Source organism: Streptomyces sp. NBC_00385, assembly GCF_035917155.1.
GTDB classification, from domain to species: domain Bacteria; phylum Actinomycetota; class Actinomycetes; order Streptomycetales; family Streptomycetaceae; genus Streptomyces; species Streptomyces poriferorum.
This window is the reverse complement of the sequence record NZ_CP107951.1, coordinates 4943723-4961672: the sequence shown is the minus strand read 5'-3', so window position 1 is coordinate 4961672 and position 17950 is coordinate 4943723. Positions and strand designations below refer to the sequence as shown.

The window sequence follows — 17950 nt, the reverse complement described above, 5'->3', positions numbered from 1 at the left end:
AACCGGAAACCCGAGGAAGGATCCTTACCCCGAACGACCCCGGACACGGTCAACGACCTTTGTTTCTGGGGTGGTTGCGAGCCATCCGCTCGTTGCCGAACTTGTACGCGCCCGTCCAGCGGGCCATCACGGCCTGGGCGTCGCCGGACTCCGCCTCGGCCACGAACTTGGCCGCCCGGTCGCCGCGCAGTGTGGTGGCCTTGCGGTCGCGGTGGGTGATGACGACGGTGCCGTCGGCATGGGATACGTAGCTGAACCCGGAGGGTGCCGGCATGGGCGGACCTGCCTTCTTTCGTCGCCGTAGCTGCTCGGCGTTAGCTGCTCGTGCGTTCTGTTCGTTCTGTTCGTTCCGTTCCGTTCCGGGAAGTATTCGCGCCGGCCGGACGCCGGTCACCTCAGCGGCAGGAAGCCTTCAGCTGCGCCGCCGCATGGTGCGCGCCCACCAACCGCGTGCTGCCCCAGTCCCGGCCCCGGTCGATCAGCTGGACCGCGAAGGTGTCGCCCTTGACCGGGTAGCTTTTCACGTCGACCGCGCTGCCCCGGTGCGCGGTCTGGCCCACGGCGAAGCCCGTGTACGCCGAGTCGGCGTCGAAGGGGTCGGAGAGCACCCGGTACACCGTGGGGTTTCCGGCGACGTCCTGGTCCCGGTCCGAGCGCGGGACGAAGACGGTCAGGGCGCACTCCCGGAACCCGGCCCCCAGGTGCCAGGACCAGGTGGCGGTGGACCCCCGGTCCTCGTCGGGGCTGCCGGACATCGGGACGGCGCTGAACCGGCCGTCGCACGAGCTGCCCCGGAACCCGCCCGAGTCGACCGTGTACCAGCCCGCGTCCCCGTTCTCGAAGCGCCCGTACTCGCGGTACTCCCCCGTCGAGCAGCCGGGGCCCGCCCACGCCGTGTAGCGGTAGCCGGGCCGGGCCGACGCTGCGGGAGGCGTGGCCGGGGAGGAAGGGGAGGAGGCGCCGGGGGCCGAGGGGCTGATGCGGGTGGGAGCGCCGCCGGCCCGGTCGCCGGCACCGGGGCCCGGGCGGCCGACCGCCCCGGTCCGGGTCTCGCCGCCCGCCGACGCGAGGAACGACACCGCCGTCACCAGCGCGCCCGTCAGTACCACCACCCCCGCCGCCAGCCAGGCCTTACGGCTCGCCGGCAGGGTGGACATCCGGCCCGCGAGCGTCTCCCGGGCGATCCACGCACCGTCACCGCCGCCGGCCCGCGTCACCGAGTCGCAGTCGGGACAGCTCATACCGGGCAGCGCACCACGTCGTTGACCGCCGCACTGTTGGCACCTCATGGCAGCACACCATGCCAGTGCCGCGTCCCCGCTGGGAGGGATCGTGCGGAATTGGCCCGGCGCCGGTCCCGCACCGCTGCGCGGGGCCGGCGGCGGGCGTCAGCGCAGTTCGTCCGGGCACGGAGTCCCGGGCTGCAGCTGATAGGGGGCGCCGAGCCGGTACACGCCGGGGCGCGGGGCGAGCAGTTCCGTCCACTCGTCGCCGTACTCGTCCTCGTCCATCTTGATCAGGCAGCCGTTCGTGTTGGCGAAGGACTTCGGGGTGTCCTTGTCCGCACGCTGCTTGGACGCCTCGGTCTCCTGCGGCCGCTCCAGGCTCTTGCCCTTCTCGTCCACGACGGCGAGCCAGGGTGAGTACGGGATACGGATCAGCACCCGGCCCGCCTCCTTCACATGGATGGTCAGCTCCCCGGCCTCGGCCTTGTCCACCGTCGCCGGCGGATCGGCCATCGGCACGGGGCCGTCGACCGCGAAGAGCCGCCAGTTCTCGTCGGACCAGATCGCCTTGAGGTACGGCAGCCCCTTGTCGACCAGCTCCGTCTCCTGGGCGGCACCGCTGGAGTCCGGGTCGCCCTTCGGCAGCACCACGTAGTGGACGGCCCAGCGGTCGAGCCACTGGCGGTAGTTGACGGGGTTCAGGGTGTCGTCGTAGAAGAGCGGGTTGCGCTCCATGTCGGCCTGCCGGTTCCAGCCGCGGGCCAGGTTGACGTGCTGCAGCATCGCGGCCGACTCCCGGTGGCTGCTCGGCGGCACCACCTCGACCCTGCCCCGGTCGGCCCCGACCTGCTGGAGCTGATCGACCAGCGGTGCCAGCGCCCGCGTCCAGGACGCGGTGGGGGCGGTCCGGACGATGTCGTCGACGCCCTTGAACCCGATCCAGAAGTTCAGCCCGACGAACGCGAGGACCAGTGCGTACCACTTACGGGAACGGGGCACGGTGTACGGCAGCGCGGCCAGCAGCACCACGCCGGCGAACAGCATCGCCATCCGCGAGACGTTCGAGCCGATCTGCGAGTCGATCACATACGTCAGCAGCGTCCCGGTGCCGTACACGGCGGCCGCGGTGCGCACCGTCCGCCAGTCGCCCGGCACCAGGAAGAAGACGAGCCAGGCGAAGATGAACGGCCCCGACAGCGTCGCGACCGACATCGGCTGCGTACCGGAGAACGGGAACAGCCACGAGGACAGCGCCACCACCACGACCGGCGCCAGCCCCAGGGCGTACGCGCCGGGGCGCCGCTTGTTCAGGAACAGCGCGGCCGCGATCACTCCGAGGAAGAGCCCGGCCACCGGGCTGCCCGCCGTGGCGAGGGCGGCGAGCGGTGCGGCGACGGCCGCCTTCGCCCAGCGCTTGTACCGCCAGCGGTAGGGCCAGCAGAACACCGCCGCCGTCGCACCGACCGCGAACATCATGCCGAGCCCGAACGTCACCCGGCCCGACAGCGCGTTGCACAGATACGCGAAGACACCCGCCATCGAGCAGGCCAGCGGATTGCGCACCGCCTTCACCCGGTAGAGGATCAGCGAGGTCAGGCCCGCCGAGACCGTTCCGGCGATCATCATCGTCGTGCGTACGCCGACCAGCGACATCAGATACGGCGAGACGACGCTGTACGAGACGGGGTGCATGCCCCCGTACCAGGCCAGGTTGTACGCCGTCCCGGGATGCCGGCCGACGAACTCGGCCCAGGCGTCCTGGGCCGCGATGTCACCGCCGCTGTTGGCGAAGAAGAGGAACCAGAGAATGTGGGCGACGGCCGCGACCGCGGTCGTCAGCAGGACCGGATGCCTCAGGCACCGCTCCTTGAGAGCGTCGAACCTCCCGGTGAACCCACCGGTCGCGTCCGGTCCGCCCGGCCCGTCCGGCCCGCCCGTACTCCTCGCGGAGCTTGCGGAAGCCGTGCTGCTCGCCCGTGTCGGCTCGGCAGTGGTCACTGCGATTCTCCCCGTCCCTCCCCGGACGCGTTGGAACCGCCGGCTTGCCTGCTCGGGTCTCATGCGCGGGAAGACGCGTTCCAGGGTCCACGCGTTGCCCCCGGGACGCTAACACGCACATTCTCGTCACCGCCCGGAAAGGGCCCGGGAAGAGCCGTGAGGTGCCTCGCACCCCAGGTCCTCCCGGGCCCTTCCCCGGCTTTCCCGGCCCTTCCGGGCCGGGTCCGCGGAGCGTCAGCCGATCCGGGTCAGCTTCTGGCCGAAGCCCGGGTCCTTCAGGTCCTCCTGGAGGGCGACCGGGGTGCTGACCCTTCCGGGGCCCGTCCCCACGGTCACCACGCCGACCTTCGTGCCCGCCTTCATGCTGCGCGAGATCTCTTCGCCGTCGCCCTTCACGGACAGCTCGATCTTGAGCCCCGCCCAGCCCTTCGCCTTGAGGTCACCGGTCGCGACCAGCGGAGTGTGGCCGCCGAACCCGTCGTCGACGTATCCGACGACGTCGCCCTTCTTCACGACCGTGGCGGACGTCACGGCCTTCTGCGCGTCCTGGATCAGCTTGAGGCTGTTGTTCAGCGACATCACGAGGCTGTCGTACGGCTGGCCGGTACCCGCCTGCTGCCCCATGACCGCGCCGTAGATCCAGAGCGTCTTGCCGTCCACGACCGTGTTGGCGGACCAGACCAGGTTGCCGCCGGCCGGCGTGGAGGAACCGGTCTTGATGCCGCTCACACCCGGCTCCAGCAGGATCGAGTTGTTGTTGTAGATCGTCCCGTCGATTCCGTCGATCTTGATCTGCGGGGTGTCGACGATCTCCCGGAACACCTCGTTCTGCATCACGGCCCTGGCGAGCTTGAGCTGGTCGGCGGCGGTGGACACCGTCGTCTTCTTCAGCCCGCTCGGGTCCGTGTACGTGGTGCCGGTCATGCCGAGGTCCTTGGCCGCGGCGTTCATCTTCGCGATGAACTCCGTCTCGGACGAGTCCCAGCGGGCGAAGAGGCGCGCGGCGTTGTTGCCCGACGGGATCATCAGGAGCTGCAGCAGCTGCTTCTCGGTGAACTCCTGGCCCTGGCTGATCGGCGCGGTGGACTCGTCGCCCAGCTTGGACTCGTCCTCCGCCTGCTGGTCGACGGTGATCTTCTCGCCCTGCTCCTTGCCGGTGAGCGGGTGCTCCTTGAGCACCACGTACGCCGTCATGATCTTGGCGACGCTGGCGATGGGCGCCGGCTTCTGCGCTCCCGCCGAACCGAGCGAGCCGACACCGTCCACGGTGACCGCCGACTGCCCCTGCTCGGGCCAGGAGAGGTTCAGGTCGCCGCCCTTGAAGGTGTACGCGGACTCCGCCGTCATCGTCAGCGCCGGGGCCGGCAACGGCCGCACCATCTGCACGACTGCAAAGATGATCAGCAGCAGGATGGCCAGCGGGGTCCAGATCTTGACCCGGCGCACGGCGGTGCGGACCGGGGTCTCCGGCGGCGGCGGGGTGTTCGTCAGCTCCGCCAGCAGGTCGAGCGGCGGCCGGGGCGGCATCGGCTGCTGCCGGGTCCGCTCGGCACCGCTGAGCGACACGGCGGGCTGCTGCTGAGCGGCGCCGGGGGTCGCGGGGGCGGCCGCCTCCGGGGTGCGGGGTGCGGGCGCCGGGCGTACGTCGTCCGCACGCAGCTTCACGAACTTGCTGGTCCGCTCGGCAGGGGCCTCCGGCTTCGCCCCGGTCTCCGGACCGGGCTTCGGCTTCTGCTCCGCCGGCGGCGGGGTGATCTTCAGCGCGGTCGTCGGCTGGTCGACGCGGGGCAGCCTCGGCGCCTTGAAGACGGCTGTCGCCTGATCGATTCCTCGCGTGTCCGCGGCGGGCTGCGCCTCGTCGCCGGACTCCTCGCGGGTCCGGGGAACGCGCACGTCGGAAGCGGTGTCGGCAGCGGTTTCGGACGCGTCGTCGGTATCGGCGGCGTCGGTGTCCGCGTCGGTATCGGCAGAGTCGGTATCGGCGGTGTCGGTGGTTTCGGCGGTGTCGGTCGGCGTCCCGTCGTCTTCGGGCGCCGCGTCTTCACCGTCCGACGCCGCAGGCGCCTCGGACTCCGCCGGCGCCTCCGGCTCCGCAGCACCATCGGCCGCGTCGTCGCCCTTGGACACCCACGCGGCAACGGCGGCACGCAGCCGCGCATCGCCCTCCTCGGGCTCGGCGGCCTCGGCCGGCTCTTCGTCGGGCTCGTCCTTCGCGGCCTCCGCAGGCTCGGCGGGCTCGCCCTCCTCGCCCTCCGCGGACTCCGCGGACTCGGAAGGCTCCACAGCCTCCACAGGCTCCTCGGACTCCGCCGGCGCCTCCGCAGCGTCCGCAGCGGCCTCGGGGGCCTCTGCCGGGCTCTCAGTGCCTTCCACGGCCTCCGTGACCCCTTCGGCGCCCTCGGCGCCCTCGGGCTCCTGAGGAGTCACCGCATCCGACTCCTCGGATTCGTCCGAAGCGGAGCCGTCCGAAGCGGATTCGTCCGGACCGGACCCGCCAACGGACGTGTCAGCGGACTCGTCCGCTCCGCCGTCGCCCTCGGCCACACCCACCTCGCCGCCATCGGAGCCCTCGGCACCCTCGGCGCCGTCCGACTCCTCCGGCCCCTCCGGCTCGGACCGCTGCGTGCGGAAAACCGCCGTCGCCGTGTCCGTACCGCCTCCGGACTCCGCCGGAGAGGCGGGTTCACGGAACACGGCAAGACGCGGATCGGTCTCGCTCCGAGTCGTTCCCGACGACTTCTGCTGCTCCGACTTGTCGGGGGACTCGCCCGCCACCGATGCCTCCTCCATGCGGCGCGGGGACATCCCCGCGCTGTCCGAACCATCTACCAGTGTCCCGTGTGAACCCTTGGCCGGGCTGCTAGACGAGAACGACATACCTACTGGTTCCCGTATAAAGCACCCAGGCACCCTCGACAGACAGATGTGAGAGGGGTCACCCTGTCACTCATCCACGCGGGGAGGCATGGATGGGCAGGAGCCGCAGAACAATTCCGGAGGAGCTTCTGCTGCTCGCTCTGGACCCGACCACGGGTACCACAGCGCAGCCGCAGTCGCTCGACCTCGGCCTGGCCGGGGCACAGCTAGTAGAGCTGGCTCTGGCAGGACGGATAGCCCCTGATGGGGATCGTATCGCCGTGGTGATGCCACGGCCGACAGGAGATCCGACTCTGGACTCCGCACTGGAACTGCTGCGCAGACGCGGCAGCCCGGTCCGGGCCGTCCACTGGATCGGCGGACCCCGGCTGGGGCTCCGCCAGATTTACCTCGCTCATCTGGAGCGGTGCGGCATGGTGCATGCCGTGGCGGGCCAGATGTGCGGAGTGCTGCCGACGACTCGCTACCAGGCGACGGACACGGCAATCAGCCGGGACATCAGAGCCCGGCTGGACAGTGCGATCCGCACCGGCGTACCGCCGGACCCGCGGACCGCGGCGCTCGCCGCACTGGCCCACGCGGTCGGACTCGGCAAGCACCTGTACCCCGGGAACGAGGGGCGCTCATCGCGCTCCCGGCTCCGGGACCTGATCAGACACGACCCCATGGGCGGTCTCGTGGCGCACGCCGTCATGGACGTCCAGAACGGGGCCGTCGCACAACCGCGCCGCAACCAGGCGGCCGGCGTTCCGTTGCAACAGCAAGTGCAGTCGCAGTCACGCCGCGACAGCATGGCGCACACCGTGGCTCACTGAGGCCGCACGGGCGTCGAGGCAGCACATGCACCGCCGAGCACCACAACGCACCACCGCAACAACCGAACACCGCCGCGCCGTCGTCCCCACAGACCCGGTTCGGGAGCCGCACCAAGCGCGGGGCAGCCGGTACCACCGGCTGCCCCGCGTTGCTGCGTGTGGCCGTTTTCCAGCGCGGCCGGGCCCACGGGTGGCAATCTGCTGAGCAGTAGATACGCACAGCTACATAGCCGGAGGTGCCGTTTCCGTGCCGTCCAACGTCAATCCCACCGTCAGGCGACGCCGGTTGGGTCAGGAATTGCGCCGACTGCGCGAGATCAAGGGCATGACGGCCGAGGAGGTGGCGGAGCGGCTGCTGGTCTCGCAGTCAAAGATCAGCCGCCTGGAGAACGGCCGCCGCTCCATCAGCCAGCGCGACGTACGCGACCTCTGCGGGGTGTACGAGGTCGAGGACGTCCGGATCGTCGACTCGCTCATGCAGATGGCCAAGGACTCCCGCCAGCAGGGCTGGTGGCATGCCTTCGGCGACATCCCGTACAGCGTCTACATCGGCCTGGAGACCGACGCCGAGTCGCTGCGGGTGTACGAACCCCAGGTGATCCCCGGCCTGTTGCAGACGCGGCAGTACGCCGAGGCGCTGATCAACGGCGCGCTGCCGGAGGCCCCGCCGACGGACATCGACAAGCGCGTCAGCGTCCGTTCGCGCCGCCAGGACCGGATCACCGCCCCCGAGCACCCACTGCGGCTGTGGGCGGTCATCGACGAGTCCGCGCTGCGCCGGCTGGTCGGCGGCAAGCAGGTGATGATCGAGCAGCTGGAGCGGCTGGTGGAGTTGTCGCACCTGCCGCATGTGACCGTCCAGGTACTGCCGTTCGACATGGGGGCGCACCCGGGCATCAACGGGCAGTACGCCATTCTGGAATTCCCGGACGCCGCGGATTCCAGCGTCGTCTATATCGAGGGCGTCACCAGCGACCTCTATCTGGAGAAGGCGAATGACGTGCAGCGGTACAGCGTCATGTACGAGCACCTGAGGGCACAGGCGCTGAATGTGGAGCAGACCCGGCATTTCATCGACGGGATCGCGAAGGAGTACACCCGCCTGAACACGGGGTGAACTCCAGCTGGACGGGCATGTAAACCAGCCAGCCCACAAAGTCCGGTATGAGAGAAATGAAGTGATGTTACGGGTGAGGCGACGGCACGGTACACCGTCGCCACCTCAGAGCGGAAGACCTGCATGGTATATACCATCCGGTCGAGTGAACGGCCCCTTCACTCGGGGAGCTTGGCGAGTAGCGTCGATCACGCCACCGGGGAATCCGCTGGCGCTCACACAACTCTCTGAACCGGAGTGAACATGGCCATTCGTCAGGGTGCTACGGAAAACTGGACGAAGTCGTCGTATTCCGGGGGCAACGGCGCCTGCGTCGAAGTCAAGTCCCCTCTTGTGCAGGCGATTGCGGTACGTGACTCGAAGGCCCCCGAAGGCCCTTCGCTGACCTTCGTCCCCGGCGCCTGGAACACGTTCGTGCGCGACGTCGCCAAGGGCTCCGTCTCCGCCTGACCGATGTTTCCCTTACGCCGCACCGCCGCACCGACTCAGGTGCAGCCGGTAGCCCTCTCGTCCGGTTCGCCGTCCTGGCCGAGAGGGCTCCTCGCACGACCGCGGGGAGCCCGGCCACCGCACGGCACCACCCGCCGCCCGATTCAGCGCAGCTGATCGACGTACCGGTCCGTTCCCGGCACGGTCGGGATGAACGGCGCCACCAGCTCCACCCGTCCCAGACCCGACTCCGCCACCGTCGCGTCGAGCCCGGCGAAGTGCTCCGCCCAGCAGGCTCGCGGATCCTCCTGGAGGAACCAGAGCAGGGTCAGCCGGGTGTCGACGCCCTCGACCTGCTTCACATAGGTCATCCGGTCCCCCGGCAACGGCGTGGGACGGAACACGGTCACCATCGCCGCGGGCGACCCGCTCAGCCGCTTCGGCAGATGCCGGGAGCGCAGCCACTCCAGCAACTCGGCCCGCTGCCCGGGCCCTTCGGCGTCGATCACCTCAAGGACCAGTCCGCGGTAGGGATGGTCGAGGGCGTGGAAGTCACGGGGCCCCGCGGCCCCGTCCCGGTAGACCGTAGCCTCGTGGTCCTGGAACGCCGTGAAGACGTGGGTGCGGTCCTGGTAGACCCGGCCGTCGCGGTTCAGCCGCTTGTTGATGCCGACGGTCCACTTCATGTGGTCGTCGTAGCGCCCGTCCGTCACCCAGTACGTGGACAGGTAGCACCCGGCGCCGACCGGCTGCGCGATCGCGGACTTGTCCGGGTAGCGCAGCTCCTGGAGCTCCCGGGTGGCCACCCAGCGCCGGCCGGAGAACATCCAGGGCATCGCCATCGCGCCTGCGTAGTAATGATCATCTTCATACCATCGGTTGTACGCGAACTCGTGGCCCGGGTGCGGCTCCACCATGGTGATCAGCGCGTGGCCGGGATGGACTCCATACGGCCCCAGTGCGGCCAGTTCGGCGTACGTTTCACTCCGCGTCCCGCCGCCCCGCTCCTGTTCGGGCTTCGTTCCCTCACCCATGCCGTTCCCCTTCCGTACTCCGCCGGAGGGACCTACTCTGACGCCCCGTCAGAAGAAGTTCCAGAGCCGGGAGGCGCCGATGTTGCTCACGGGGAAGACCGTCATCGTGTCCGGGGTGGGCGCCGGGCTCGGGCATCAGATCGCGGCCACGGTCGTGCGCGACGGGGGCAACGCCGTCCTCGGGGCGCGGACCGCGGCCAATCTCGCCAAGTCGGCCGCGGAGATCGATCCGGAGGGGCTGCACACCGCGCACCTGGCCACCGACATCACCGACGAGGCGCAGTGCGAGGCGCTCGCGGCGCTGGCCGTCGAGCGGTTCGGGCGGATCGACGCGGTGGTCCATGTCGCCGCCTGGGACAGCTATTTCGGCGGGGTCGAGGATGCCGATCTGGACACCTGGAAGGCGGTCGTCGACGTCAATCTGCTCGGCACCCTGCGGATGACGCGCGCCTGCCTGCCCGCCCTCAAGGAGCGCGGCGGCTCGGTCGTCGTCATCGGCACGCAGTCCGCGGTGGCGGCGCCGTCCCAGGTGCGGCAGGCGGCGTACGCGGCCTCCAAGGGTGCGCTGACCTCGGCGATGTACTCCATGGCCCGGGAGTTCGGACCGCACCGGATCCGGGTGAACACCGTGCTGCCGGGCTGGATGTGGGGGCCGCCGGTGCAGGCCTACGTACAGTTCACCGCGCACACCGAGGCGGTGCCCGAGTCCGAGGTGCTGGGGAGGCTCTCGGAACGCATGGCGCTGCCCGAGCTGGCGACGGACGGCGATGTGGCGGAGGCCGCGGTCTTCCTGGCCTCCGACCGGGCACGGGCGATCACCGGGCAGTCCCTGCTGGTCAACGCAGGCGAGCTGATGCGCTGACGGGCGGGCGCGACCCGCACGCTCCGCAGGGAGTTCGGCAAGCTCAGTTCTCCTCCTTCTCGGCCGCACGGGACCCGCATCCCGTGCGGTCTTTCGGCGTTCCTTGACGTTCCTCGGTTCTCTGCACAGCCTGACGAAGTGCCCGCTCATCGTGTGGCCGCCGTCACGTTCACGACAACGCTTTCGTAGGTCAAGAACTAGTAAAATCGTTCGGCTTACTGATCCGCGTTCACATCCCTGACCGTTGAAGACCTTGACCGAGGTACCGAACAGGCGGTTCAATCCCCGAAGTCCCCGTTCCCGCACGGGGACGCCGCTGAACGGCCGTACTGACGAAGTGCGTACCCGTTCACAAGGCGGACCCCAGGAGGGGGCACATGAACAGTCTCGACTGGGTCGTGCTCATCGGCTACTTCGGCGTGATGATCGCGATCGGACTCTGGTCCCACAAGCGTGTCGACAACGTCAGCGACTTCTTCACGGCCGGCGGCAAGATGCCGTGGTGGCTCTCCGGTATCTCGCACCACATGTCCGGCTACAGCGCCGTGATGTTCACCGGCTACGCGGGCATCGCGTACCAGTACGGCGTCACGTCCTTCGTGACCTGGTCGCTCCCCATCGCCATCGGCATCGGGATCGGCGCCAAGCTCTTCGCCCCACGGCTCAACCGGCTGCGCTCGCGGCTGTACGTCGCCTCGCCGCTCGAATACCTGAAGAACCGCTACAACGTCCCGACCCAGCAGGCGCTCGCCTGGTCCGGTCTGCTGCTGAAGATCGTGGACGTCGGCGCCAAGTGGGCGGCCATCGCCACCCTGCTCTCCGTCTTCACGGGCATCACCCTGACCCAGGGCATCTTCATCACCGGGCTCATCACGGCCATCTACTGCACGGTCGGCGGCCTGTGGGCCGACGCGCTCACCGAACTGGGCCAGTTCATCATCCAGTTGTTCGCCGGCATCGCGATGCTCGTGACCGCGATGAGCAAGCTCGACGGTTTCAGCACCCTGTGGACGGTCTGGGACAAGCTGCCCGAGGGCCACACGGACCCGACCGCCGGTCCGTACACGGTGACGTTCCTGCTGGCGTACCTGTTCATCAAGACCTTCGAGTACAACGGCGGCATGTGGAACCAGGCCCAGCGCTACATGGCCACGGACTCCGCCGCCTCCGCCACCCGCTCGGCGCGGCTGTCCGCCGTCCTGTGGCTGGTCTGGCCGACGGTCCTGTTCTTCCCGATGTGGTGCGCCCCGCTGCTCGTCGACGCGCAGAAGCCGGACGCCTCGGACAGCTACGCGCTGATGACCGAGCAGCTGCTGCCGCACGGTCTGCTGGGCCTGGTCGTCGTCGGCTTCTTCTCGCACACGATGGCGATGTGCTCCTCCGACGCCAACGCCATCGCGGCGGTCTTCACCCGCGACATCGCCCCGGTCCTCTCCAAGTCGGCCCGCACCTGGAACGCCCGGGCCGGTCTGCTCGCCGCACGGCTCTCCACGCTCGGCTTCCTGGGCCTGTCCATGGCCCTGGCCACCCAGATCAACTCGCCGACGTTCAAGGACATCATCTCGGTCGTCATCAAGTGGGTCGCCGGTCTGATGGGTCCGATCGCGATCCCGTTCATGCTGGGTCTGCTGCGCAGGTTCCGTAAGTCGGGGCCGACGGCGGCGCTCACCAGCTGGGCGGCGGGTCTGCTGGCGTTCTACTTCACCAACTACAACTTCGACGGTTCGGTGAAGACGGACGTCGCCCTGCAGTACCAGGTGGCGCTGCCGCTGGCGATCTCGCTGGTGCTCTACATCGTCATCGGCTTCATCAAGCCGGAGGACACCCCGGAGCGCGACGCGATCATCGAGCGGATCAACACGGACGGCGACGACCCGGCGGCCGGTGCGACCGTGCCGGCCCAGGGCGGTCCCGAGGACGTTGCGGTCGTGGAGGGCGTGAAGGACTGACGCCTGCGGCTGTACGGGGTGGGGGCGGGTGGTACGTACGGATGCGGCGGCTTCCGTACGTACGGCCCGCCCCTTTTCCCTGTCGGGAGCCTCAGCCGCTCTTCCCTGCCGGGAGCCTCAGCCGCGCGGGTAGCGGGCCAGCCAGCCCGGTGCGGCGGCGGCCGGACCGTGCAGGGCGGGCCCCTGCGTCATCTCCATGGAGAAGTCGTCGGCAAGCTCCAGGAGGGTGGCGCGCCCCTCCAGCTCGGCCAGCCAGGCGGGCGGCAGCGCCGTCTCGCCGTGCAGCGCGCCGAGCAGCGCCCCGCACAGGGCCCCGGTGGCGGCGGACGGCCCGCCGTGGTTCACGGCCAGCCGCAGCCCGTGCCGGATGTCCTCACCGACCAGGGCGCAGTACACGGCCACCGCGAGGACCTCCTCGGCGGAGTCCGTGGCACCCAGCGACTCGATGAGGGCGGGGCCGGGAATGCCCTGGCGCACGGTGCCGAGCGCCTGCTGGAGCGCCTCGGTGACGGGCTCGTGGCCCGGCCGCTCGGCGAGCAGGGCCAGCCCGTGCTGCACGGAGCCGTCCAGCGTCTCGCCGCGCGCCAGCCCGTGCACGATCACGGCCAGCGCGCCGGCGGAGAGCAGGGCGGTCGGATGGCCGTGGGTCTGGGCGGCGCACTCGACGGCCAGCTGGAACACGAGCTGCGGCTCCCAGCCGACGAGCAGCCCGAACGGGGCGGAGCGGGTGAGCGCGGCCGAGTCGTGCGCGGTGGGGTTCTTGGGCCGGTCGAGAGTGCCCATGACGGTGTCACCGAAGCCGCCCAGGCACTCCCGGGTGGGGGCGCGGCGGCTGTAGAGCCACTCCTGCGCGGCGAGCCAGCCGTTGTCCTTGCGCCGCTCGTCGGGCCCCCAGTCGTGCTGGGTGGCGGCCCAGCGCAGATGGGCCTGGTGCACATCGGTGGGCGGGTGCCAGGCGCCGGTGTCGCGGCGGACCTGGGCGCGGATCAGCCCGTCGACGGTGAACAGGGTGAGCTGGGTGACAGCGGTGACGCAGCCGCGCCCGCCGTGCGCGGCGACGAAGTCGGTGACGGCGTCGGCCCCGTGGGCCTCGCGGATCTCCTCCAGCGTGAGCGTGCTGACGCCCGCGCCGAGCGCGTCACCGATGGCGCCGCCGAGCAGTGCGCCGCGTACCCGGCTGCGGAAGTCCTGCTGCTCGGCACGGCCCCAGACAGCTGTGGTCGCTGAGCTCACCGTGCCCCTTCCCGTCGGTCCGTCGGTTTCGTTCCCGTGTGCGACTGTGCGGTGACTGCGCAGCACTGTAATCGAACGGGTACGGGGTCGCCGGGGGCGGAACGGTATGTACGGAGTAGCTGGTTCGGTTCAGTTTTGCGCGGCATTCTCCGGAGATTGCCGCTGCATCCGGTGCCCCCGGCTCTGCGCGATCCGCAGCAGGTCCCCCAGCGACTCCGTCGCCCGGGTGAGCGCGAACCGCACCGCCCGCTCCCCCGCCGCCCGGTCCGCCAGCACGGCCCGCGACCCGGCCCACACCTGCTCGCCGCACTCGATCTGCTCGTCCTCCATGTCGTCCGCCAGCCGTGACATCAGGCTCCCCGGATCGTCGGTGCTGAGCCAGCACGGTTTGCCCTCCGGGGAGGCCCAGGGAAGGAGGCGGGGAGGAAGGTCGGCCATGACTGCTCCTGACGGCCGGCGGGCGCTGTGTCCCACCGACGGGTGACGGTGACGGATCGTGACCCGATGATGACGCGCCCGCCGTACGCTCGGAAAGACAGACACGATTGCCCGCGCGCAGGACAACGGAGGGCCGCCGATGACCGAACTCACCCCCACGGACGACGAGTCGGGCCGTGCCGCGCTCGGCAGGGCCCTTCGGTACTTACGCGAGAAGGCGGGCCTGTCGCTGGGGCAGCTCGCCGAGGAGACCCGTTACGACAAGAGCTACCTCTACCGCCTGGAGGTCAGCCAACGCCTGTCCAAGCTCGCGGTGATGGAGGACCTGGACCGGTTCTACGACTCCGGGGGCCTGCTGGTGCAGCTCTGGAAGGTGGCGCGCAAGGAGGTCTTCAAGGACCGGTACAAGGAGTTCATGCGGCTGGAGCCGACGGCTCGCATCATGCACCTGTTCACGCTCGGCATCCCGGGCCTGCTCCAGACGGAGGAGGTGGCCCGGGTGCTGTTGTCCGGCGCCCAGGAAACCGACGCCGAGGCCGAGTTGGTGGAGGAGCAGGTCATAGCCCGCATGGGACGTCAGCAGCTGCTGCACCGTAAACCGGCTCCGTCCGTACGGATCATCATGGACGAGTACGCGCTCCGCAGGCCGGTCACGGACCCCAAGGCCTGGGACGAACAGCTGACGCATCTGATCGACATGGGCGAGACAGCCTCCGTCGTCCTCCAGGTCCTGCCGTTCGCCGCCGGGGCGCACCATCTGATGGACGGTTCCCTGACGTTGCTCTGGCAGGACGACGCGAGCGCCGTTGCCTATACGGAGGGCAACGGATGCGCGGAGCTGATCGAGGATCCGGCGGCCGTGACGCGCTACCGGCTGTCCTACGATCGGCTCCGGGATCTGGCGCTGCCCCCGCCGGACTCCACCGCGTTCATCAGGGGTGTCCTGGAGGAGCACAGATCATGAGCCGAATCCCCGACCTCTCCACCGCGGCCTGGCGCAAGTCCAGTTACAGCGACGGCGGCGCCAACAACTGCGTCGAGGTCTCGGACACCTTCCCCGCCCTCGTCCCCGTCCGCGACAGCAAGACACCCACCGGACCCGTGCTCGTCTTCGGCCCGGGCGCCTGGTCCGCGTTCGTGGAGTACGCGGCCAGGCGCTGACACCTGCCGGCCGGCTCGGGGCGTCAGTCCAGTGTCTGGGTCAGTTCGCTCCGGTTCGGGGTGTGCACGAGCCTGCCGCGCGCTCCGTTGACGATCGGCAGGTACGGCGGAACGTGGCCGCACTCGACATCGGCGATGATCGGCACGTTGAGCGGGCCCAGCGCGTCGAGAACGGCTTCGTGCTGGGTGAGCGAGGCGGCGTCGGGTGCCGAGGTCCGGCCGACGAGGACGGCGTTCGCCGCGTCGAAGAAGCCGGCCAGCCGCATCCCGTGCAGGTTCCTGCAGATGGTGAGGGCCTCGTCGCCGCCCGCTTCGACATAGACGAGCAGCCCCTCCGGGGCGTGGGCACGCGCGAAGGCGGAGACGTCGAGGTAGCCCGTTCCCGTGAGGTTGCAGAGTGTCTCGATACAGCCCCCGATCAGGCGCCCCTCGACCTCCACGTCACCGTCGGCGTCCAGCCTGGTCCACCTGCCGGGCGTATCGAGCGTGTACTCGCTCACCTCGGGCCGGGCACGGTAGTCGTCCCAGCCCGTGGCGCGGTGGCGGTCGGGCGGGGACTGCGTGAAGGGGTGCCCCTGCGGAGCGGCGGCGATGTCGAGCCAGGACAGGAGTCCCTCGGGCGCCCGGTAGGGCGTGTCCATCAGGTTGTTGCCGTGCAGGGTCGCCGCACCGGTGAGGAGGGTGAGCGGCGTCATGACGGTCGACATGTCGGAGAACCCGACCAGCCAGGTCGGCTCGGCGTCACGCAGCCGGTCCCAGTCGAGCAGGGGCAACAGGTCGATCGACATCTCCCCGCCCCAGGGCGGCACCACCGCTCTGATGTCGGGGTCCGTCAGCATGGCCATCAGTTCGGCGGCGCGGTCGGCGGCAGGAGCACTGACATGACCGGCGCCGTCCATGCAGCGGCCGACGACCGCCTCGTATCCCCGCGCCTCCACATCGCGAATGGCCACGTCGAGGCGTGCGCGAAGGGCGTCCGGGACGCCGCTCGAAGGGGAGGTGATGCCGACGCGGTCACCGGGGCGCAGGGGGCGTGGATATCGAACTGTCATGCGCCGGATCCTGGCACGCCCGACGCGGTGGTTTCCACGCCGTTTCGGGGCAGCGCCGGGCCCGTACCGGCACAGCAGAGCAGCCGCGTCCATGGCCTCCTGGGCCGGAGGCCGTGTGTCCGGCAGGCGCGTTCACCGCTCGGTGAGCCCCGGTCTGTCTGTCCCGGTCGTCGGTCACACTTCTCTGCCGCGATTCGTCAGGGCAGTGAAAGCAACGCGATGACCCGAAGGAGACAGCGATGGAGACACGTTCGATCACGGCAGAGATCCCGATGGTGCCGCGGATGCCCGAGGACCCGGCGGAGCTGGTCCCCGAGCTGGCGGAGGTCTCGGCTGCCCTGTTCAAGGTCACCGGCAACGGTTCCGTACCGCGCTCCACGATCGGCCTCGTCCACCTGCGCGCGGGTCAGATCGTCGGCAGCACCTACCTGACCGTTCTGCATACGGGCTTCCTGCGCAAGGGCGGGCAGTCGGAGGAGCGGATCACGTCGGTGGCGTCCTGGCAGGACTCGCCGTACTTCACGGCTGCCGAGCGTGCCGCGCTGGCGCTGGTGGAGGCAGTGCTTCAGCCGTCCGCGGACGGCGAGCGGGTCTCCGACGCGCTGTACGCGCAGGCGGCCGGGCACTACGAGCCCAAGGCGCTCGCCACGCTGATGTTCGCGATCGGCCAGGTCGGCTTCTTCAGCCCCGTGGCCCTCATCGCCAAGCCGGTGCCGGGCCGGTCGTTCAGCGATCCCTGGAAGTGAGGCCACCGGGGGTGGGGGCGAAATCTCGTTGTGTCGCCCCGCCGTCCGGAGCGATGATCGCGTGATGGCATCCCCCCACCCCGACGGTCGCGCCGGCATCGACGCCGCGCTCGTGAAGCGCCTGATCGACGCCCAGTTCCCTCGGTGGAGCGGGCTTCCCGTGACACCCGTCGAGGTCGACGGCTGGGACAACCGGACCTATCGCCTCGGCGACGCCATGACGGCCCGGCTGCCCACCGCCGCCGGGTACGTCCCCGCCGTGGAGAAGGAGCACCACTGGCTGCCACGCCTCGCCCCGACGCTGCCCGTCGCCGTGCCTCCGGTGCTCGCCCTCGGCGCTCCGGGCGAGGGCTATCCCTATCCGTGGTCGGTCCGGCGCTGGCTGCGGGGCGAGACCGCCGCCCGGGCCCGTATCGACGGTCTTTCACCGTTCGCGGTACAGGTGGCCGAATTCGTCCGCGCCCTCCAGCGCTGCGACGCGACGGGCGGCCCGCTCGCCGGGCAGCACAGCTGGTACCGGGGCGCGTCGCCCGCCCACTACGACGAGGAGACCCGGCGCTGCCTGGCCGCGCTGGAGGACCATGTCGACACCGGCCGGGCGCGCGTGGTCTGGGACGCCGCCCTGGCCGCCGCATGGCGCGGCGAACCCGTGTGGTTCCACGGCGACATCGCCTCCGGCAACCTGCTGGTCCAGGACGGCGAGCTGTCGGCCGTCATCGACTTCGGAACGTCGGGCGTGGGCGACCCGGCCTGCGATCTGGTGATCGCGTGGGGGATGTTCCGGGGCGAGAGCCGGGAGGCGTTCCGTGCGGCCGTCGGCCAGGACGCCGGCACCTGGGCGCGGGCCCGGGGCTGGGCCCTGTGGAAGGCGCTGCTGAACCTGACCGGGTACGTCGGCACGGATCCGGAGCGGGCGGACAACGAACTGCGGGTGATCGAGGCGGTTCTGGCCGATCACGACCGCTTCGGCTGACCGGCCGTCCGGCTCACACAGCGTTGGACGCGCATTCGTC

17 protein-coding genes are annotated in these 17950 nt (G+C 70.2%); 9 read left to right on the top strand and 8 right to left on the bottom strand.

The window, feature by feature from the left end:
* Window positions 1-49: 49 nt before the first annotated feature.
* From OG959_RS22235 to OG959_RS22220, 4 genes are all read right to left on the bottom strand, one after another.
* Window positions 50-274 carry a hypothetical protein gene (locus OG959_RS22235; protein WP_326661010.1) on the bottom strand — a complete coding sequence of 75 codons (225 nt, stop codon included), beginning with the start codon at window positions 272-274 and terminating at the stop codon, window positions 50-52.
* 121 nt (window positions 275-395) lie between these two features.
* Window positions 396-1241 carry an adhesin gene (locus OG959_RS22230; RefSeq protein ID WP_326661008.1) on the bottom strand — a complete coding sequence of 282 codons (846 nt, stop codon included), beginning with the start codon at window positions 1239-1241 and terminating at the stop codon, window positions 396-398.
* A gap of 147 nt (window positions 1242-1388) precedes the next feature.
* The gene (locus tag OG959_RS22225; protein ID WP_326661007.1) at window positions 1389-3224 is read right to left on the bottom strand and encodes an MFS transporter; all 1836 of its coding nucleotides are present in this window, start codon (window positions 3222-3224) and stop codon (window positions 1389-1391) included.
* Window positions 3225-3458: 234 nt separating this feature from the next.
* Window positions 3459-5999 carry a serine hydrolase gene (locus OG959_RS22220; protein WP_326666545.1) on the bottom strand — a complete coding sequence of 847 codons (2541 nt, stop codon included), beginning with the start codon at window positions 5997-5999 and terminating at the stop codon, window positions 3459-3461.
* A 194-nt stretch (window positions 6000-6193) separates the two neighbouring features.
* Between OG959_RS22220 and OG959_RS22215 the strand changes: the two genes are divergently transcribed.
* The 3 genes from OG959_RS22215 to OG959_RS22205 all read left to right on the top strand — a co-directional run bounded on the left by OG959_RS22215 (window position 6194) and on the right by OG959_RS22205 (window position 8483).
* Window positions 6194-6916 carry a GOLPH3/VPS74 family protein gene (locus OG959_RS22215; RefSeq protein ID WP_148019213.1) on the top strand — a complete coding sequence of 241 codons (723 nt, stop codon included), beginning with the start codon at window positions 6194-6196 and terminating at the stop codon, window positions 6914-6916.
* Window positions 6917-7163: 247 nt separating this feature from the next.
* Window positions 7164-8033: a helix-turn-helix domain-containing protein gene (locus tag OG959_RS22210; protein ID WP_326661004.1), complete on the top strand. Its 870-nt coding sequence runs from the start codon at window positions 7164-7166 to the stop codon at window positions 8031-8033.
* Between the two features lie 243 nt (window positions 8034-8276).
* Window positions 8277-8483 (top strand): DUF397 domain-containing protein, encoded by a 207-nt coding sequence (locus OG959_RS22205; RefSeq protein WP_326661003.1) that lies wholly within the window; start codon window positions 8277-8279, stop codon window positions 8481-8483.
* A 143-nt stretch (window positions 8484-8626) separates the two neighbouring features.
* Here OG959_RS22205 and OG959_RS22200 read toward each other — a convergent pair whose 3' ends face one another.
* Complete coding sequence (locus tag OG959_RS22200) at window positions 8627-9496, bottom strand: hypothetical protein (protein ID WP_326661002.1); 870 nt, start codon at window positions 9494-9496, stop codon at window positions 8627-8629.
* A gap of 79 nt (window positions 9497-9575) precedes the next feature.
* Here OG959_RS22200 and OG959_RS22195 point away from each other — a divergent pair, with 79 nt between their 5' ends.
* A complete protein-coding gene (locus OG959_RS22195) occupies window positions 9576-10358 on the top strand; it encodes an SDR family oxidoreductase (RefSeq protein WP_326661000.1) in 783 nt (260 codons plus the stop codon).
* Between the two features lie 377 nt (window positions 10359-10735).
* Complete coding sequence (locus OG959_RS22190; RefSeq protein ID WP_326660999.1) at window positions 10736-12307, top strand: sodium:solute symporter family protein; 1572 nt, start codon at window positions 10736-10738, stop codon at window positions 12305-12307.
* A gap of 117 nt (window positions 12308-12424) precedes the next feature.
* Here the strand turns inward: OG959_RS22190 and OG959_RS22185 are convergent, their stop codons facing one another.
* Window positions 12425-13540 (bottom strand): ADP-ribosylglycohydrolase family protein, encoded by a 1116-nt coding sequence (locus OG959_RS22185; RefSeq protein ID WP_326660997.1) that lies wholly within the window; start codon window positions 13538-13540, stop codon window positions 12425-12427.
* 129 nt (window positions 13541-13669) lie between these two features.
* On the bottom strand, window positions 13670-13978 hold the full coding sequence (locus OG959_RS22180; RefSeq protein ID WP_326660996.1) for a hypothetical protein: 309 nt from the start codon (window positions 13976-13978) through the stop codon (window positions 13670-13672).
* Window positions 13979-14117: 139 nt separating this feature from the next.
* Between OG959_RS22180 and OG959_RS22175 the strand changes: the two genes are divergently transcribed.
* Together OG959_RS22175 and OG959_RS22170 are read left to right on the top strand one after the other, a co-directional pair.
* Window positions 14118-14942, top strand: a complete 825-nt coding sequence (locus OG959_RS22175) for a helix-turn-helix domain-containing protein (protein ID WP_326660995.1) — start codon at window positions 14118-14120, stop codon at window positions 14940-14942.
* Entirely contained in the window at window positions 14939-15139 is a 201-nt protein-coding gene (locus OG959_RS22170; RefSeq protein WP_326660993.1) for a DUF397 domain-containing protein, read from the top strand. Before OG959_RS22175 ends, OG959_RS22170 begins: the two co-directional genes overlap by 4 nt.
* A gap of 23 nt (window positions 15140-15162) precedes the next feature.
* Here the strand turns inward: OG959_RS22170 and OG959_RS22165 are convergent, their stop codons facing one another.
* Window positions 15163-16191 carry a S66 family peptidase gene (locus OG959_RS22165; RefSeq protein ID WP_326660992.1) on the bottom strand — a complete coding sequence of 343 codons (1029 nt, stop codon included), beginning with the start codon at window positions 16189-16191 and terminating at the stop codon, window positions 15163-15165.
* A 239-nt stretch (window positions 16192-16430) separates the two neighbouring features.
* Between OG959_RS22165 and OG959_RS22160 the strand changes: the two genes are divergently transcribed.
* Together OG959_RS22160 and OG959_RS22155 are read left to right on the top strand one after the other, a co-directional pair.
* Window positions 16431-16937 carry a carboxymuconolactone decarboxylase family protein gene (locus OG959_RS22160; RefSeq protein WP_326660990.1) on the top strand — a complete coding sequence of 169 codons (507 nt, stop codon included), beginning with the start codon at window positions 16431-16433 and terminating at the stop codon, window positions 16935-16937.
* 64 nt (window positions 16938-17001) lie between these two features.
* Window positions 17002-17910, top strand: coding sequence for an aminoglycoside phosphotransferase family protein (locus OG959_RS22155; protein ID WP_326660988.1), 909 nt, complete (start codon window positions 17002-17004; stop codon window positions 17908-17910).
* The last annotated feature ends 40 nt before the right edge of the window (window positions 17911-17950 follow it).

Excerpts from the sequence above, each read along its gene's own strand:
- OG959_RS22170 (WP_326660993.1), top strand. The coding sequence starts at position 14,939 with ATGAGCCGAATCCCCGACCTCTCCACCGCGGCCTGGCGCAAGTCCAGT.
- OG959_RS22200 (WP_326661002.1), bottom strand. The coding sequence starts at position 9,496 with ATGGGTGAGGGAACGAAGCCCGAACAGGAGCGGGGCGGCGGGACGCGG.
- OG959_RS22235 (WP_326661010.1), bottom strand. The coding sequence starts at position 274 with ATGCCGGCACCCTCCGGGTTCAGCTACGTATCCCATGCCGACGGCACC.
- OG959_RS22195 (WP_326661000.1), top strand. The coding sequence starts at position 9,576 with ATGTTGCTCACGGGGAAGACCGTCATCGTGTCCGGGGTGGGCGCCGGG.
- OG959_RS22230 (WP_326661008.1), bottom strand. The coding sequence starts at position 1,241 with ATGAGCTGTCCCGACTGCGACTCGGTGACGCGGGCCGGCGGCGGTGAC.
- OG959_RS22215 (WP_148019213.1), top strand. The coding sequence starts at position 6,194 with ATGGGCAGGAGCCGCAGAACAATTCCGGAGGAGCTTCTGCTGCTCGCT.
- OG959_RS22180 (WP_326660996.1), bottom strand. The coding sequence starts at position 13,978 with ATGGCCGACCTTCCTCCCCGCCTCCTTCCCTGGGCCTCCCCGGAGGGC.
- OG959_RS22175 (WP_326660995.1), top strand. The coding sequence starts at position 14,118 with ATGACCGAACTCACCCCCACGGACGACGAGTCGGGCCGTGCCGCGCTC.
- OG959_RS22165 (WP_326660992.1), bottom strand. The coding sequence starts at position 16,191 with ATGACAGTTCGATATCCACGCCCCCTGCGCCCCGGTGACCGCGTCGGC.
- OG959_RS22190 (WP_326660999.1), top strand. The coding sequence starts at position 10,736 with ATGAACAGTCTCGACTGGGTCGTGCTCATCGGCTACTTCGGCGTGATG.
- OG959_RS22155 (WP_326660988.1), top strand. The coding sequence starts at position 17,002 with ATGGCATCCCCCCACCCCGACGGTCGCGCCGGCATCGACGCCGCGCTC.
- OG959_RS22160 (WP_326660990.1), top strand. The coding sequence starts at position 16,431 with ATGGAGACACGTTCGATCACGGCAGAGATCCCGATGGTGCCGCGGATG.
- OG959_RS22205 (WP_326661003.1), top strand. The coding sequence starts at position 8,277 with ATGGCCATTCGTCAGGGTGCTACGGAAAACTGGACGAAGTCGTCGTAT.